Source organism: Companilactobacillus zhongbaensis, assembly GCF_003946515.1.
Lineage (GTDB): Bacteria > Bacillota > Bacilli > Lactobacillales > Lactobacillaceae > Companilactobacillus > Companilactobacillus zhongbaensis.
Map to the genome: position 1 here is coordinate 22,276 of NZ_RHOM01000010.1, position 15,423 is coordinate 37,698.

General features: G+C 38.4%; 16 protein-coding genes. 14 read left to right on the plus strand and 2 right to left on the minus strand.

The genetic code is table 11. The annotated features are described in order from the left end of the window. Positions 1 to 177 precede the first annotated feature (177 nt). Positions 178 to 864, plus strand: coding sequence for a response regulator transcription factor (locus EKM69_RS06070; protein WP_125709180.1), 687 nt, complete (start codon positions 178 to 180; stop codon positions 862 to 864). Continuing rightward, positions 861 to 1,937, plus strand: coding sequence for a sensor histidine kinase (locus tag EKM69_RS06075; RefSeq protein ID WP_125709182.1), 1,077 nt, complete (start codon positions 861 to 863; stop codon positions 1,935 to 1,937). The genes EKM69_RS06070 and EKM69_RS06075 overlap by 4 nt, the downstream gene beginning before the upstream one ends. Before the next feature lie 79 nt (positions 1,938 to 2,016). Here the strand turns inward: EKM69_RS06075 and yidC are convergent, their stop codons facing one another. Both yidC and EKM69_RS06085 read right to left on the minus strand, forming a co-directional pair. Then, the gene (gene yidC / locus EKM69_RS06080; protein ID WP_125709184.1) at positions 2,017 to 3,003 is read right to left on the minus strand and encodes a membrane protein insertase YidC; all 987 of its coding nucleotides are present in this window, start codon (positions 3,001 to 3,003) and stop codon (positions 2,017 to 2,019) included. Positions 3,004 to 3,059: 56 nt separating this feature from the next. After that, positions 3,060 to 3,335 (minus strand): acylphosphatase, encoded by a 276-nt coding sequence (locus EKM69_RS06085; RefSeq protein WP_125709186.1) that lies wholly within the window; start codon positions 3,333 to 3,335, stop codon positions 3,060 to 3,062. Between the two features lie 62 nt (positions 3,336 to 3,397). Between EKM69_RS06085 and EKM69_RS06090 the strand changes: the two genes are divergently transcribed. The 12 genes from EKM69_RS06090 to EKM69_RS06145 all read left to right on the plus strand — a co-directional run bounded on the left by EKM69_RS06090 (position 3,398) and on the right by EKM69_RS06145 (position 15,415). Next, the gene (locus EKM69_RS06090) at positions 3,398 to 4,156 is read left to right on the plus strand and encodes a TrmH family RNA methyltransferase (RefSeq protein ID WP_125709188.1); all 759 of its coding nucleotides are present in this window, start codon (positions 3,398 to 3,400) and stop codon (positions 4,154 to 4,156) included. An 803-nt stretch (positions 4,157 to 4,959) separates the two neighbouring features. Continuing rightward, positions 4,960 to 6,006 carry a phenylalanine--tRNA ligase subunit alpha gene (gene pheS, locus EKM69_RS06095; protein ID WP_125709190.1) on the plus strand — a complete coding sequence of 349 codons (1,047 nt, stop codon included), beginning with the start codon at positions 4,960 to 4,962 and terminating at the stop codon, positions 6,004 to 6,006. 1 nt (position 6,007) lies between these two features. Then, positions 6,008 to 8,416: a phenylalanine--tRNA ligase subunit beta gene (pheT, locus tag EKM69_RS06100; protein WP_125709192.1), complete on the plus strand. Its 2,409-nt coding sequence runs from the start codon at positions 6,008 to 6,010 to the stop codon at positions 8,414 to 8,416. Positions 8,417 to 8,468: 52 nt separating this feature from the next. Further along, on the plus strand, positions 8,469 to 9,617 hold the full coding sequence (gene mltG, locus EKM69_RS06105) for an endolytic transglycosylase MltG (protein ID WP_404825403.1): 1,149 nt from the start codon (positions 8,469 to 8,471) through the stop codon (positions 9,615 to 9,617). A 126-nt stretch (positions 9,618 to 9,743) separates the two neighbouring features. Beyond that, a complete protein-coding gene (gene greA, locus EKM69_RS06110) occupies positions 9,744 to 10,220 on the plus strand; it encodes a transcription elongation factor GreA (protein WP_125709196.1) in 477 nt (158 codons plus the stop codon). A 63-nt stretch (positions 10,221 to 10,283) separates the two neighbouring features. Beyond that, a complete protein-coding gene (locus EKM69_RS06115; protein WP_125709198.1) occupies positions 10,284 to 10,580 on the plus strand; it encodes a HesB/YadR/YfhF family protein in 297 nt (98 codons plus the stop codon). A 25-nt stretch (positions 10,581 to 10,605) separates the two neighbouring features. Continuing rightward, a complete protein-coding gene (locus EKM69_RS06120) occupies positions 10,606 to 12,720 on the plus strand; it encodes a peptidoglycan D,D-transpeptidase FtsI family protein (protein WP_125709200.1) in 2,115 nt (704 codons plus the stop codon). A gap of 87 nt (positions 12,721 to 12,807) precedes the next feature. Beyond that, entirely contained in the window at positions 12,808 to 12,957 is a 150-nt protein-coding gene (gene rpmG, locus EKM69_RS06125; protein WP_010623697.1) for a 50S ribosomal protein L33, read from the plus strand. 47 nt (positions 12,958 to 13,004) lie between these two features. Then, positions 13,005 to 13,559 carry a 5-formyltetrahydrofolate cyclo-ligase gene (locus tag EKM69_RS06130; protein ID WP_125709202.1) on the plus strand — a complete coding sequence of 185 codons (555 nt, stop codon included), beginning with the start codon at positions 13,005 to 13,007 and terminating at the stop codon, positions 13,557 to 13,559. After that, positions 13,560 to 14,231, plus strand: coding sequence for a rhomboid family intramembrane serine protease (locus EKM69_RS06135; protein ID WP_125709205.1), 672 nt, complete (start codon positions 13,560 to 13,562; stop codon positions 14,229 to 14,231). Next, on the plus strand, positions 14,224 to 14,463 hold the full coding sequence (locus EKM69_RS06140; protein WP_125709207.1) for a YqgQ family protein: 240 nt from the start codon (positions 14,224 to 14,226) through the stop codon (positions 14,461 to 14,463). Before EKM69_RS06135 ends, EKM69_RS06140 begins: the two co-directional genes overlap by 8 nt. Beyond that, positions 14,453 to 15,415 carry an ROK family glucokinase gene (locus tag EKM69_RS06145; protein WP_125709209.1) on the plus strand — a complete coding sequence of 321 codons (963 nt, stop codon included), beginning with the start codon at positions 14,453 to 14,455 and terminating at the stop codon, positions 15,413 to 15,415. Before EKM69_RS06140 ends, EKM69_RS06145 begins: the two co-directional genes overlap by 11 nt. Positions 15,416 to 15,423 lie beyond the last annotated feature (8 nt).

Consider the following 15,423-nt stretch of genomic DNA (forward strand, 5'->3'; position numbering starts at 1 on the left):
AGGGTTTTTTCTGCAGTTTTTGCTTTTGGGGGCTTTGATTTTTTGAAATTTTCTAATTTTTGCTATTTTTAATAATTCCAATGTGTTAAAATCTTTAATGCATTGCCTTGCAAAAGGTAAGAAAACGTTTAATAATTAAGAATGATTAAATTTTGTTTAATATACGGGAGAGTTAGTATGGCTAAGATATTAGTTATTGAAGATGAAGAGAATATGGCAAAATTTGTTCAACTTGAACTTCAACATGAGAATTATGAAGTTAAGGTTGCTACAGATGGCCGTACCGGTCTCGATGAGGCGTTGAACGAGGATTGGGATTTGATCCTGCTTGATTTGATGCTGCCTGAACTAAATGGTATCGAAGTATGCCGTCGAGTTCGACAAGAGAAGAATACACCGATTATTATGATGACTGCTCGCGACTCGATTATTGATCGAGTTTCTGGCTTGGATCATGGTGCTGACGATTATATTGTTAAACCATTTGCCATCGAGGAATTATTGGCACGTATCCGGGCTTTGTTGAGACGTATTGATCTTGATATCGATGTTACTCGTAATAATGATCAAGTGTTGAAGTATAAGAACTTGGTTATTGATAAGACTACACAAACACTTAAACGTAATGGTGAAGTTATTGATTTAACTAGAAGAGAATATGACTTACTTAGTGCTTTGATGGAAAATGTTGGAACTGTCTTGGGACGTGATGATTTACTTGAACGTGTCTGGGGGACTGGTTCAAGTACTGAAACTAACGTTGTCGATGTTTACATCAAGTACTTACGTAACAAGATCGATCGCGGCGGAGCACCAAGTTATATCTCAACTGTACGTGGTAAAGGTTACGTGATGAGACGATGAGAATATCGATCAGAATAAAATGGACTTTTCTGATTACCTTAGTAATTTTAGCCGCGTATTTGATCGTTGCTTACATTGCCTTTAATACCGTGGATTCAGTAGCTAGTTCTGCTGTTGTCCATGATTTTTTGGTTAAGTTGATCTGGGTCGGGGTTTTTGTTCTGGTCATAGCTATTGCTTTGAGCTTTTTTGCCGTGACATTTGTTTTGAACAATATCAAGGTCATTAATAAGACAATTGATGACTTGAATAAGAAACCAGATTCCGATTCGCGTATCAAATTAAAGAAACGTAATGACGAGATCTATGATTTAACTATCAACATCAATAAAATGTTAGACCGAATGCAAGCCTATACCAACCAGCAAAAAGAATTCGTGGAAGATGTATCACATGAACTACGGACTCCAGTAGCTGTCTTGGAAGGTCATTTAAGCATGCTCCAACGCTGGGGTAAAGATGATCCTGAGGTTTTAAACGACTCGATCAACTCTTCTTTACAAGAGTTAAAGCGGATGCAATCGTTGATCCAAGAAATGCTTGATCTGACTAGGGTCGAACAGATCGATAGTGAGTATCTTGACCAAGAGACCGAGGTCAAACCGTTGTTTACACAAGTTTACAATGATTTTAAGATGCTTCATCCTGACTTTGTCGTAAACTTTGATGATGATATTCAAGCAAATAGTAAAGTTAAAATTTATCGTAATCACTTAGAACAAGTATTGGTGATCTTATTAGATAATGCCTTTAAATATTCTGGTGATCGTAAAGAAATTAATTTATCCGCTTCGACTAACGAAGCACTGTTAGAGTTTGTAGTTCAAGACTATGGTGTAGGTATCAATAAAAAGGACCTTAAACAAGTTTTCAACCGTTTCTACAGAGTTGACAAAGCTCGTTCTAGAAAACGGGGAGGGAACGGTTTAGGACTATCTATTGCCAAACGATTGATCGAAGTATACAAGGGAACGATAACAGTTGAAAGTGTCTTAGGTTCGGGAACGGTTTTCCGAGTCGAATTACCAATCGTTAGTGAAACGATTGACAGTGATTCAAAAAGTAGCGACTAGATCAGATTTTTGATCTAGTCTTTTTTTGACCAAAAAAATAGAACTCACAAAATTTGTGAGTTCTATTGGTACTTGTAAATTAATCTTTATTTTTAGGCTTGTTTTGCTTACCTTTGTTTAATTCACGGATGTTCTTGTGTAGATCTGTATGACTGTCGTCACCATCATCATTGCTACTTGATGAGCTGTTTCCTGAGACTTGTAGTAATTTATTGATCGATTCTTCAGTTACCACAGTTTTGACAGGATTTTGCTTCAAGTTTTCGTCAGCTTGTTTTCTGATTTTAGGAGTAATGATATAGTTTGTGATCAATTGTTGGATCAACAAGACGATACCACCGACTAAGAAGTAAAGTGCCAAAGCAGCTGATGAGATCATTGAAATGAAGAATGTGATCAATGGGTTCATCAACAACATTGATGACATTTGTTTTCTTTGTTCTTGGGGAACAACTTGCAATGAAAGCCATGATTGAACTACATAGAATAAAGTAGCCACGATTGCAATCACCAAACTTGGTTTTCCAAGTGGGATATTTAAGAAGCTGGCAACACCGATTTCTTTTGAATATTGCACGGCTTGATAAATGGCAATCAAGATCGGCATTTGTAGTAATAATGGCAAGCAGCCGATACCACCAGTCAAACTGATGTTATTTTGTTTGTAAACTTCCATCATGAGTTGACCGATTTTTTGTTGTGTTTCGGGATCCTTGGCTTGTTTTTGCTTGTCTTGGATCAATTTAAGTTGCGGTTGAATAGCACGCATCTTTTCTTGTTGAGCAGTCGATTTGTATTGTTGGTTCAATGATAGTGGAAGCAACAATAGTCTTACGACGAAGGAAATAATCATGATACCCCAAGCATAAGCAGCTTTACCACCGAGGGCGTTAGCTGTCCACATGATCAAGTTCTGGAAGGGTACACCTAAAATCTTGTAGATGAAGGCGTATGGTCCGCTAGTTGGAGCATGTTGGACCCCACTTTGGGCACAACCAGAAAGAACAACTGCAAATATCACGACTAATGATAAAGCAGATATGTACTTCAATATTTTCTTATTCAATTGTAAACCACCTTTTAAAAAGCATATAAACAATATACGTTAAGTAATATAGGTATTCAACCAATGACGCGAAACTTTTTATAATTCTTTAGGTTGTCAGAAAAGGAATAGTCAACGTTTTTGACTTGAGCAAATGGGGAAGGTGATTGTCTGATTTTTGTTAAAAAAGCGTACAGTTTCATTTCATCACCTTCAGCTTCGATTTTAACGGAGCCATCGGGTTCATTTTCTACCGTACCGTTTACTTCACAATCCATTGCGACTTGGACCGTCGACCAACGAAAGCCAACGCCTTGAACTAAGCCGTAGACTTGTAATGTTAGATGTTTCATCGATATCACTCCAATTCGTGAATATGTTACTCTATTAGTATAAATCAAGAAGGAAGAATTTTATGAAATATATTGAATCCAAGAAAAACGAAGAAATCAAGCAAATAAACAAGTTAAATAAAACTAAAGAGATCAAAAAAACAGGGACTTATTTGATCGAAGGTTTTCATTTAGTTCAAGAAGCTGACGACAACGGTCAAAACATCGTCAAGGTCTTAGCAACTGAAAACCACCAAGATAATCGGATCATCAAAAAGTATTACGATGATGCCATTATTATCTCCGATGATATTGCTCAATCATTGTCTGAGACTAAGAGCCCACAAGGAATCTTTGCGGTCATTAAGATCGATCAACCAACGGAATTACCTGAATTAAGTGGCCAATGGGTGATCTTAGCTAATGTTCAAGATCCTGGAAATGTGGGGACTATTATCAGAACGGCTGATGCTGCAGGTTATGATGGTGTTATTACTAGTTTGGATACAGCTGATATTTATCAACCTAAGGTGCAAAGATCGATGCAAGGTAGTCAATTCCACTTGCCGATTTATCGTTTGGACTTGGGACAAGCAATTAGTGCGGCAAAAGACGCCGGGTTAACGGTTTATGGTTCTGAAGTTAACGACCAAGCTGTCCCTTATAATACTTTGGATAAGGTCGATAATTTTGCATTGATCATGGGTAATGAAGCTCATGGTTTGGATGCTGATACCTTGGCTTTGACGGATCAAAATATTTATATACCTTTGTTGGGAAAAGCCGAGTCGTTAAATGTTGCTGTGGCGGCGGGAGTTTTAATGTACGGTCTTAAGATTTAGGTTGTGGTTTGTTCCCGGTTCTGCGGGGGTTCCGGGAATTTCGACCGCGGAACGCCATGGAAGCCACTTTGAACCAATCGAGAAGACCGCTCGATTGGTTCAAAGCTGGGTCTTTCACTAGGCAATAAATTGCCAAGTGAAATTTCATGGCTGACGGTCGAATTCCCTCCACCCCCGCAGAACCTAAGGTAGATTAAAACTGTTTATTGGTGGGGTTACGGTGTTTATCTTTTTTTTGCTGACTTGCAGTGTGGGGATTAGGTGCTTTGCTTTTTTCTCTGCCTTTTTTATTTTTGATTGATCTATCTATCTTGTCCATTTATTTTGTGGGTTTCATCGGCTGTGAGGTTGGTTGCCAAACTTGGATGTTTATTTTGGGTTTCGATTTTTTTGGATCATCCTTCTTTTTTGCTCTGTTTGCTGGCTGGTCCCTTTGGTACCAGCTCCGCTGTGAGACTGGATTCGATTTTTTCTCAGGGGAATCGAAGTGATTGGCTGGTGTCTTGCTTTTTTTAACCTAACTTGTATAATGATGTCATGAAATAAATGTGTTTTTACATAAATATGTTTTTTTGAAGATGTTGAAGAAAAATAGTACTCGTTTTGAACGATGACAGGGAGAGCCATTTGCTGAGATCGGCTTGATTGTTTGTTCGAGGAATTCACTTTTGGAGTCTTTTGGTTGAGTTACTTTATAACTTTTAATGAGTGCACACTTTTTGTGTGAACTAGGGTGGTACCGCGAGTCCTCGTCCCTTTTTTTGGGAGAGGACTTTTTTTATGCACTAATTTAGGAGGACAATATGTCATTAAATGATAAGTTAAAGGAATTGCGCGAGAGCGGAATTGATGATGCTAAACGTGCTGAACATTTGAAAGATTTGAATGATCTGCGTGTTAAATTGCTTGGTAAAAAAGGACCTATTACGCAGGCTTTGCGTGGTATGAAGGATGTTCCTAAGGAAGAACGTCCTGAGATCGGTACTTTGGCTAATAATGTTAAAAAAGATATTCAAGAGGCTATTGAGGCTCGTATCCAAGAGGTTAATCAACGGATCATTGCTCAAAAGCTGCAAGAAGAGACTTTGGATGTTACTTTGCCTGCTCAAGGTCACAAGATCGGTACGAAGCATATTTTGAACCAAACTATCGAAGACATTGAACAATTTTTCATTGGCTTAGGTTATGAAGTTGCCCCTGGTTATGAAGTGGAAGAAGATCACTATAACTTTGAACGCTTGAATATTCCTAAGGACCATCCTGCTCGTGATATGCAAGATACTTTTTATATTACTAATGAATTGTTGATGCGGACTCAGACTTCTGCTCAAGAAGGTCGTGATATGGATGCTCATGATTTTTCAAAGGGTCCTTTGAAGATGATCTCACCAGGTATCGTTTACCGTCGTGATGATGATGATGCTACTCATTCACATCAATTCCACCAACTTGAAGGATTAGTCGTTGATAAGAATATTAGTATGGCTGATTTGAAGGGTACTTTGGAAGCTTTATGTCGCCATGTCTTTGGTCCTGATCGTGAAATCAGATTTAGACCTAGTTTCTTCCCATTTACCGAACCATCTGTTGAAGTTGACGTTTCTTGCTTCAATTGTGGTGGGGAAGGCTGCCGGATTTGTAAATACACTGGTTGGATCGAAGTACTAGGTGCCGGCTTGACACATCCTAATGTTTTGGAAATGTCTGGCATTGATCATACGAAATACAGTGCATTCGCATTTGGACTTGGACCTGAGAGATTCGCAATGTTGAAATACGGTATTGATGATATTCGTGATTTCTACACTAATGACATCAGATTCTTAGAACAATTCAAAGGAGTAAACTAGCATGAAAATATCAATGAATTGGCTAAAAGAATATTTGCCAGTTGAACATTCTGTTGAAGAAATTGCTAACAAGGTTTCATTGACAGGAATTGAATCAGCTCCAGTTAAATTAGGAACTGATTTATCAAAATTAGTCGTAGGACACATTAATAGTATTAAACCGCATCCAGATTCAGATCATTTGAACCTTTGCCAAGTTGATATTGGCGAAGCTGAAGATGTACAAATCGTCTGTGGAGCTCCTAATGTGGCAGCTGATCAATACGTGATCGTCGCTCTTGACGGTGCTGATCTGCCTGCTGGCAAAAAAATTAAAAAAGGCGAGATCAGAGGTCAAGTTTCAAATGGTATGATCTGTGGCTTGGATGAGTTAGGCGTTAAAGAAAGCCTCGTACCAACTGCTTATCAAAAAGGTATTTACGTCTTTCCTGCAGCTGAAAAGCCAGGAGCAGATGCTAAAGAATTATTAGGCTTGAATGATGAAATGGTCGATCTAGACATCACACCTAACCGTGCCGATACTTTAGGTATGCGTGGAGCTGCTTGGGAAATTGGTGCTACTTATGATAAAAAACCAGCTTTCACTGACCCTAAAATTGATGATTCAAAGGTTGAATCAGTTAATGATGTAACTATCAACATCAAAGCTGATAATCTAGTGACTGACTACTTAGCTCGAACAGTTAGTGGAGTTAAAGTTGCTGAAAGTCCACTCTGGATGCAAAGAAGATTGTGGAACCAAGGTATTCAACCAGTCAACAACATCGTGGATGCTGCAAATTACGTCATGATCGAATTAGGTGAACCAGTGCAAATTTACGATCTTGATAAATTGACTGACAAAGCTGTCACAGTCGAGATGGCCACTGACGCTTCTAAATTAGTTTTAGATGACAAGATCACGAAAGATTTGAACCACGATGATTTAGTTATCAACTCAGGTAATGACACGATCGGTTTAGCCGGTGTTACTCAAGGTCAAAAAGCAGTCGTAACTAATGAAACAAAGAATATCTTGATCGAGAGTGCCGTTTTCGATGGTACTTCTGTCAGAAAAGCAGCTCAACGTCACGACTTACGTGGGGATGCCTCAAACAGATTTGAAAAAGGTGTCGACAACGGGGCAGTGGAAATTTCATTGAACCGTGTGGTCGAATTGATCAATGATATTACTGATGTAAAATCTATCTCACAAATTTTAGTTGGAAAAGAAACTCCTGCTAAACCAACAATCATCAAGGCTTCAATTGAACACGTTAACCGTTTGATGGGAATTACTTTGTCGGATCAAGAAATGATCAAGATATTGGATCGTCTTGGTTTTACTACTGAAGAAAACGGTGACGAATTAACAGTTACGATCCCATCACGTCGCTGGGATATGACTATTGAAGCTGATTTGATCGAAGAGATCATGCGTATTTATGGATATGAAAACCTCAAGGGTACTTTGCCATCTGGTAATGAGACTAATGGTGGTTACACTCCACAACGTGAGTTCATCAACAAATTAAAAAATGTCTTACTAAGTGAAGGCATGGATGAAACCATCACTTTCGGTTTAGTAAGCAAGAAAGAAGCAACCGACTTCAATACAATCGATTCTGAGTACACTCGAGTACTTCATCCAATGACAGAAGACCATGAATATCTTCGGACTAGTTTGATTCCTGGATTGATCAAGACAATTGCTTATAATAAGGCTCGTAAGACAACCGATATTGCAATTTTTGAACAAGGTCGGATTTTTGACCGCGAAGAAGGCAATGATCGTCCGAAAGAAGTTGAATACATCGCTGGTGCCTTAGCTGGAAATCTCGGTGCAGATACTTGGAACACAAATGCCAAGGCAGTGGACTTTTACGACATCAAAGCAATCATTGAAGAATTGTTAGGATTCTTGAATGTTGATGCGACTTTCGAATTCTTACCATCTGAAAAAATTCAAAATTTGCATCCAGGCCAAACTGCAGTAATCACAGCTGATGAAAAAACAGTTGGATTTGTAGGTAAGCTTCATCCTGAATATCAAGCAAACAGTTCGGTTGATGACACTTATGTCTTCGAATTGAATGTTGATTCATTATTAGCACTAGCCAAAAAGAATGTTAAAGCTCAATCAGCTCCAAAATATCCAAGCATCAATCGTGATTTAGCTATCTTAGTTGATAAAAAAATTGCCAGTGGTCAAATTGTTAAGGATATCTTTAACAACGGTGGAGAATACTTGAAAGACGTGAATATTTTCGATGTTTATCAAGGAAGCAATATCGATGTTGGACACAAATCTCTCGGATATCATTTGATTTTCCAGAATCCTAATGATACATTGACAGACGATACTGTTGAAAAAGCATTCACTCAAATTAAAGATAGTTTAATCGATCAATTTGATGTTGAAGTTAGATAATTGAGCTTACTAAATGGTATAATTTTAATAAATCAAACCAGGAGGCTGCATCTTGAGCCAAAAAGATGAAAAAAAAGATGCACTAAAACGTGAATCTGAAGAAAAAATATCGACTCGCGCTAAAGAACGGTCAGTTGCGAACCATATCGCATACTGGATCGTTGGTGTGATTGCTGTTTTGGCAGTCGTCGTAGCGATCATTGGCTTCAATTACGTTAATAGTTCACTTCAACCTTACGATTCAAATAGCAAGCAAGATGTTATGGTCAAGATTCCTGTAGGTTCTTCCAGCAAAGATATTGCGAAGACTTTGGAATCTGACAAGATCATCAAGAGCGCAACTGTATTCAATTACTACATCAAAGCTCACAACTACACTGATTTCCAAGCGGGCTACTATTCCTTCAAGCAATCAATGTCCATGAGTGACATCGTCAACCAATTGCAAAAGGGTGCTAGCGCTGAGCCGGTCGGTAATACTAAGAACAAAGTATTAGTTCAAGAAGGTATTACTATCGATCAAATCGGTGATCAAATTGCTAAGAGTACTAACTTCAAGAAGTCAGACTTTTTGGACCTCATGAAGAATCAAACATACATGAAAAAACTTGAGAATAAGTACCCTGAATTGTTGACTTCATCAATGGAAAGCAAGGGTGTTAGATATCACTTAGAAGGATATTTATATCCAGCTACTTATGGAGTATACAAAGGGATGACCTTGAAAGAGCTCGTTAACCAAATGGTTGATAAGACTAATTCGGTCATGCAACCTTATTACTCACAGATCAAAGAGAAGAATTTGACAGTCCAAGAGACTTTGACGTTAGCATCATTAGTCGAACGTGAAGGTGTTACTCAAAAGGATCGTCAAAAGATCGCCGGTGTATTTTTCAACCGTCTAGATGTCGACATGCCATTGCAATCCGATATTTCGGTAATGTATGCTTTGAACACGCACAAGAAGAGTTTGTCGAACAAAGATACTAGCGTAAAATCACCATATAACCTATACAAGAACGAAGGATTCGGACCTGGTCCGTTCAACTCACCAAGTTTGGAATCAATTCAAGCTACATTGAATCCTGCTGATAGAGACAAGGGTTACTACTACTTCTTCGCCAACTTGAAGACTGGTAAGGTAACTTACTCAACAAACTTCAGTTCTCACCAAAATAGGTATGATTCATTAGACCAGTAGTGTAGAATATAGAATCAAGACTGTCATCTAATCAATTTTGGTTAGATGACTTTTGAAATTATACGAGGATCGGAAAACCTTATATTTCCAAATATTTTTGATTTATTGATTTATGGAGGAATTAAAATGGCAGAAAAAAGCTATCCAATGACAGCTGAAGGTAAAAAGCAGCTTGAAGAAGAATTAGAGAACTTAAAGAAAGTTAAACGTCCAGAAGTAATTAACCGTATTAAAATTGCTAGAGGTTTTGGTGACTTATCCGAAAACTCAGAATACTCATCAGCTAAAGATGAACAAAGTGTCGTTGAATCAAGAATTTCACAAGTTACAGAAATGATCCAATATGCCAATGTTGTTGATACTGACGATGTTGCGCATGACGAAGTTTCTGTTGGTAAGAAAGTTACTGTTCAAGAAGACGATGACGAACCAGAAGTATATACTATTGTTGGTTCTGCTGAGTCAGATCCTGACAACGGTAAGATCTCAAACAATTCTCCAATTGCTAAAGCGTTGATCGGAAAACATGTGGGTGACGATGTCACTGTTGAAACTCCGGCTGGAAGTTATACTTTAACAATTAAAGCCGTAGATGTTGCCTAACGAAAACGTTTTCTGGTAAGCTTACTTTGTGTGGTTTATTATTTAATCAATGAGGTGAGAGACATGAAAATTGAAATTAGTGATGAAGCAGCAAAATGGTACGAAGATAACGTTGATCTAAAGCCAGGCGATGGTATTAGATTTTACGGAAAAGTTTATGGAAAGACTATGGTCCATGAAGGCTTTTCGATCGCATTCAGAAAAGAATCCCCAGATGCTCCTGTCGCAAGTACAGAAGTAGATGGAATCACTTATTTTATTACCGATAATGATACTTGGTTTTTTGCAAGATACGATTTAGATGTCGAATATGATGCCAAAGTTGATAGTCCAAATTATATTTTTAAATCCAATGAATAAGATTTAGTATTTTGAAGGGAAACCTATGAAAAGAATACTGGAAATAATTAGAAAAAGAACAGGTAGTCAAGCGAAGTCTACTATTCCCTTTCGTTTAAACCTGCTCTTTTTTATTGTCTTTGCTTTATTTGCCCTCTTAGTGGGTCAATTAGCTTATTTACAGATCGTTTACGGTGGTAAATTTGCGGCAGAGGTTGAACGAACAGATAAAACTGTCATGCAAGGAAACGTTCCTCGTGGGATGATCTATGATTCTAAGGGTCGTTTGTTAGTCGGAAATTCAACTGAGAGTGCTATTACTTACACGAAGAGTTCCGGCGTTAAATCAAGCGATATTTATCAAATTGTTAATCGTCTTACGAAGTACGTGAATATCAAAAAGGGTGACTTGTCTGAAAGAGATAAGGCAGATTATATTTTGGCTGCTCCAGGTAAATCGGAGAAAGTTTCCAAACAAATGCCTAAGTCTTATCGACAAGACTCCGATGGTAATGCCTATTCAAGTAACAAAGTCTACGCGAACGAAGTGAAATACATTCAAGAGCAAGGAATTCATTTATCTAATAAGGAAGAGGCTAAAGCTACCGCCTTTAAGAAAATGAGTTCAGCATATTCGTTATCGACCGTGTTCTTGAAGGACAAGGGCTTGACATCCAAAGAAATTGCTCAAGTTAGTGAACATTTGACTGAATTACCAGGTATCTCCGTTGGGACGAACTGGAATAGAAACTATCCAGAAGGAAAATCTATTGCAAGTATCATTGGTGGGGTTTCTACCGAACAACAAGGTATTCCTGATGACGAGTTGAACACAATGCTAGCTTCTGGTTATTCACGGAATGACCGTGTTGGTACTAGTTACTTAGAGAAGAGTTATGAATCGATCTTGGCTGGTACGAAGAGTCAACGTCAAGTTGAAATTGGTTCAAACAATCAGATCAAGAGTAGTAAGCAGATCTACAAAGGTCAAAAGGGTGGAAACCTTAATTTGACGATTGACTCAGCTTTCCAAAAGAAAGTTCAAAGTGCTTTGAATACGCAATTCTCTTCAGCCAAGGCTGCAGGAATAACTCAGTATTCTGATGGTGCATATGCAGTTGCGATGAATCCTCAGACTGGTGCAATTTTAGCTATGGCTGGTATTAGAAATAATCCCAAAACTGGTAAAACGACCGAAGATTCACTGGGAGTTATTAACCGGACCTTTGTAATGGGTTCTGCTGTTAAGGGTGCGACCGTATTGGGAGCATTCATGGATGGTGTCATCACACCTGAAAATAACACCTTGCCAGATCAACCGATTTACTTACCAGGTACTGCGGTCAAGAAATCAGTTTATCCTATTGGTACTTTCAGCTCCTTGTCGGCTGCTAAAGCGCTAGAAGTTTCTTCTAACGAGTACATGATGGCTTTGGCTATCAGAGAAGGTAAGGCTACATACAAGCCTTATACAGCTTTACATCTTGATCCAGGTATTTTTGACACTATGCGTGGCTACTTTAAGCAATTTGGTTTAGGTGTTAAGACTGGTATCGATATTTCTGGTGAAACAACTGGTATTGAAGGTTCTAATAGAACTTCTACTGGTCAATTGAAGACTGGTTCGGCACTGGATTTGTCTTACGGAAACTACGATGCTTATACATTGATCGAAATGGTTCAATATATTTCTACGATCGCAAACGGTGGTTATAGAATGCAACCTTACATCGTTAACTCGATTCAAAAGACGCAAAACGATGGTAAAAAGGGTGCCGTTGAATCTGTTACTAAGCCTAAAGTCTTGAACCGTGTTGGCTTTACTAACGACGAATTGAAGATCGTTAAAACTGGTATGTATAACGTTGTCCACGGTTCAGATGGTTGGACAACTGGTACTAGATTGAAAGATATTACACCATCAGTGTCTGCCAAGACCGGAACAGCTCAATCGTTCTACTACGATCCAGACAACCCTGATAATGATGATCCACCGGAAACAATTACTACTAGTTTGGTATCTTATGGACCTTCAGATGATCCTAATATTGCCTTAGCAATTGTCTTTCCAAACTTAACATCAGAAAACGGAAGTTATCCTCAATTAGTTGCACATCAGATCTATGAGGACTACTATAAGATGACTGGTCAAAGTAAATAATAAATTCACTCTTTTAAAATAGTCTAAAAAATGCTATATTAATTAAGTTGAATTTAGTTAAGTATTATATGAAAGGATGTTCCAGTAATGAGAGTAAACATAACAATGGAATGTACTTCATGCCATGAACGTACATATCTAACAAGCAAGAGCAAGCGTAACAGTCCTGATCGTTTAGAGCTTAAGAAGTATTGCCCACGCGAACGTACAGTTACATTGCATCGCGAAACAAAATAAACAACAGGTATAATTCCTGTTGTTTTTTTTTACTGGAGGTGGAGTTTTTGGACAAAGTTAGTTTTCGGAAACAACAATTAGATACAGTTGAAAAGTTCATGCAGAGCGATCAAGCTCAGCATGAAATCAATGAACTGTATTTACAATTATTTTCTGATCCAGATTTTCAATCGGCTAGTTCGGTTGGAATAACTTTGAGTGTCGACAGCGAGATTCCAACTTTCCCAATCATTAATAAATGTTGGGAAGATGGAAAAGCCGTCTACGTTCCTAAGACATACAGTGATTATTCAATGACTTTTGTACATTATGATAGTTCAAGTCATACTGAAGTTAACTCTTTAGGGATCAAAGAACCGATCGATGATACTAAGTCCTTGAATCCTCCAGAATTATTGATCGTACCAGGCATTGCCTTTTCAAAAGAAGGGAAGAACCGTTTAGGTTCAGGTTCTGGATTTTATGATCGGTATTTGGAACAATATGCAACAAAGACTGTTTCACTCGCTTTGTCGAGACAGTTTTTTGTACAAGCACCTTGGCCTGTCTTTACACTGGATAAGCCAGTCGATAAAATAATTTCAGTAGCAGAGGACAAATAAATGTCATATAGACGTCAACAACCCTTTGTAACATGGGCATTATTAATTTTTATTGCCGTAGTGTTTTTTATGGAATCACTAGCTGGTGGATCAACTAGCGTTTCGACCTTGCTTTCGTTTGGTGCGAAGGTTAATTATCTAGTGCAAGAGGGGCAATGGTGGAGACTGATTACACCGATATTTTTACATATTGGTGTCTTACACGTTTTAATGAATGGTGTTACATTGTACTTCGTGGGTAATATTTTAGAGCCCCTGATCGGACACGTTCGTTTCTTCGTGATCTTTATTTTGAGTGGGATTACTGGTAACTTGGCAAGTTTCGCTTTTGGTGCAACCAATTCGATTTCTGCCGGTGCTAGTACATCACTATTCGGAATGTTTGCGGCGTTTTTAGCCTTGGCGGTCGTTTATCGCGAGAATCATTTCTTGAGTGAAATGGGCAAGACGTTTTTAGCCTTGATCCTGTTAAACTTAGTAATGGACTTTACGATGACGAGCGTTGATATTTGGGGCCACGTTGGAGGCGCACTCGGCGGCTTTTTGCTGGGAGTTGCTTTTGGTCTTCCAGGTATCAAACGTCCAAACATGATAATTAGAATCGTTGCAGCTGTGGCATGTTTAGCTATGTCATACTGGATGTATTCTAAAGGAATGGTTGTATATGGATAATAAAAGAAGTTTTAGGACTTTATACGACGTTCAACAATTATTGAAGAAGTTCGGTACTTTCGTCCACTTAGGTAAGCGGTTGTGGGATATCGAACTAATGTCAATTGAGTTGAAAAACATTTACAAAAATGAAATGATAGATAAACAGACGTTTATCGATGCTTCGATGGTCTTAAAGGCTGAGCATAGAAAAGAAGAGAAAAAGGAAGAGGAACATTCGAGTGGCAGATAAAAAATTAATCGGTGTTGACCTAGGCGGTACTACTATTAAATTTGCGATCCTTACTACAAAAGGTGAGATCCAACAAAAATGGAGTATCGAAACTAATATTCTTTCTGATGGACAATTGATCATTCCAGATATCATTGATTCGATCAACCATCACTTAGACATGTATGAAATGGATTCAGATCAATTCGTAGGAATTGGTTTAGGTTCACCTGGTTCAATTAACTTTGAAGAAGGTACTATCAAAGGTGCTTACAATTTGAACTGGCAAAACTCGGTTCACCCAGTTCGCGACATTGAAAAAGGCACAGGCATTCCTGTTACTATCGAAAACGATGCTAACGTAGCTGCTCTTGGAGAAAGATGGATGGGAGCAGGTAATAACGCTGATGATGTTGTTTTCGTAACATTAGGTACAGGTGTTGGTGGCGGTATTATCGCTAACGGTAATATCTTACACGGTGCTGGCGGTGCTGCCGGTGAAATTGGTCACGTTACAGTTGATCCTCATGGATTTATGTGTACTTGTGGCAAACGTGGTTGTCTTGAAACAATTGCTTCAGCTACAGGTATTGTACGTGTTGCACGTGATCGTGCTTCAGAATACGCTGGAACATCACAACTCAAGGCTATGCTTGATGATGGACAAGATATTTCAGCTAAAGATGTTTTTGACCTAGCTAAAGAAGACGACGACTTAGCATTGATCGTAGTTAACTATGTTTGTGAATCATTAGGATTTGCTTTGGCAAACATTGCTAACTCATTGAATCCTAAGTACGTTATTATCGGTGGTGGAGTTTCTGCTGCTGGTAAGTTCCTAATAGACAAAGTTGATGCAGCAATGCGTCAAAATGAATTTGCCACGATCAAGAGTTCAACGGAACTTAAATTAGCTAGTTTGGGTAACGAAGCTGGTGTTATTGGAGCCGCTTCATTGATTAAAGTTGATTAGAGGGATTT

Coding starts and splice junctions, on each gene's coding strand:
- EKM69_RS06120 (WP_125709200.1), top strand. CDS start 10,606: ATGAAAAGAATACTGGAAATAATTAGAAAAAGAACAGGTAGTCAAGCG.
- EKM69_RS06075 (WP_125709182.1), top strand. CDS start 861: ATGAGAATATCGATCAGAATAAAATGGACTTTTCTGATTACCTTAGTA.
- EKM69_RS06090 (WP_125709188.1), top strand. CDS start 3,398: ATGAAATATATTGAATCCAAGAAAAACGAAGAAATCAAGCAAATAAAC.
- EKM69_RS06115 (WP_125709198.1), top strand. CDS start 10,284: ATGAAAATTGAAATTAGTGATGAAGCAGCAAAATGGTACGAAGATAAC.
- EKM69_RS06140 (WP_125709207.1), top strand. CDS start 14,224: ATGGATAATAAAAGAAGTTTTAGGACTTTATACGACGTTCAACAATTA.
- greA (WP_125709196.1), top strand. CDS start 9,744: ATGGCAGAAAAAAGCTATCCAATGACAGCTGAAGGTAAAAAGCAGCTT.
- EKM69_RS06085 (WP_125709186.1), bottom strand. CDS start 3,335: ATGAAACATCTAACATTACAAGTCTACGGCTTAGTTCAAGGCGTTGGC.
- pheT (WP_125709192.1), top strand. CDS start 6,008: ATGAAAATATCAATGAATTGGCTAAAAGAATATTTGCCAGTTGAACAT.
- EKM69_RS06070 (WP_125709180.1), top strand. CDS start 178: ATGGCTAAGATATTAGTTATTGAAGATGAAGAGAATATGGCAAAATTT.
- EKM69_RS06135 (WP_125709205.1), top strand. CDS start 13,560: ATGTCATATAGACGTCAACAACCCTTTGTAACATGGGCATTATTAATT.
- rpmG (WP_010623697.1), top strand. CDS start 12,808: ATGAGAGTAAACATAACAATGGAATGTACTTCATGCCATGAACGTACA.
- pheS (WP_125709190.1), top strand. CDS start 4,960: ATGTCATTAAATGATAAGTTAAAGGAATTGCGCGAGAGCGGAATTGAT.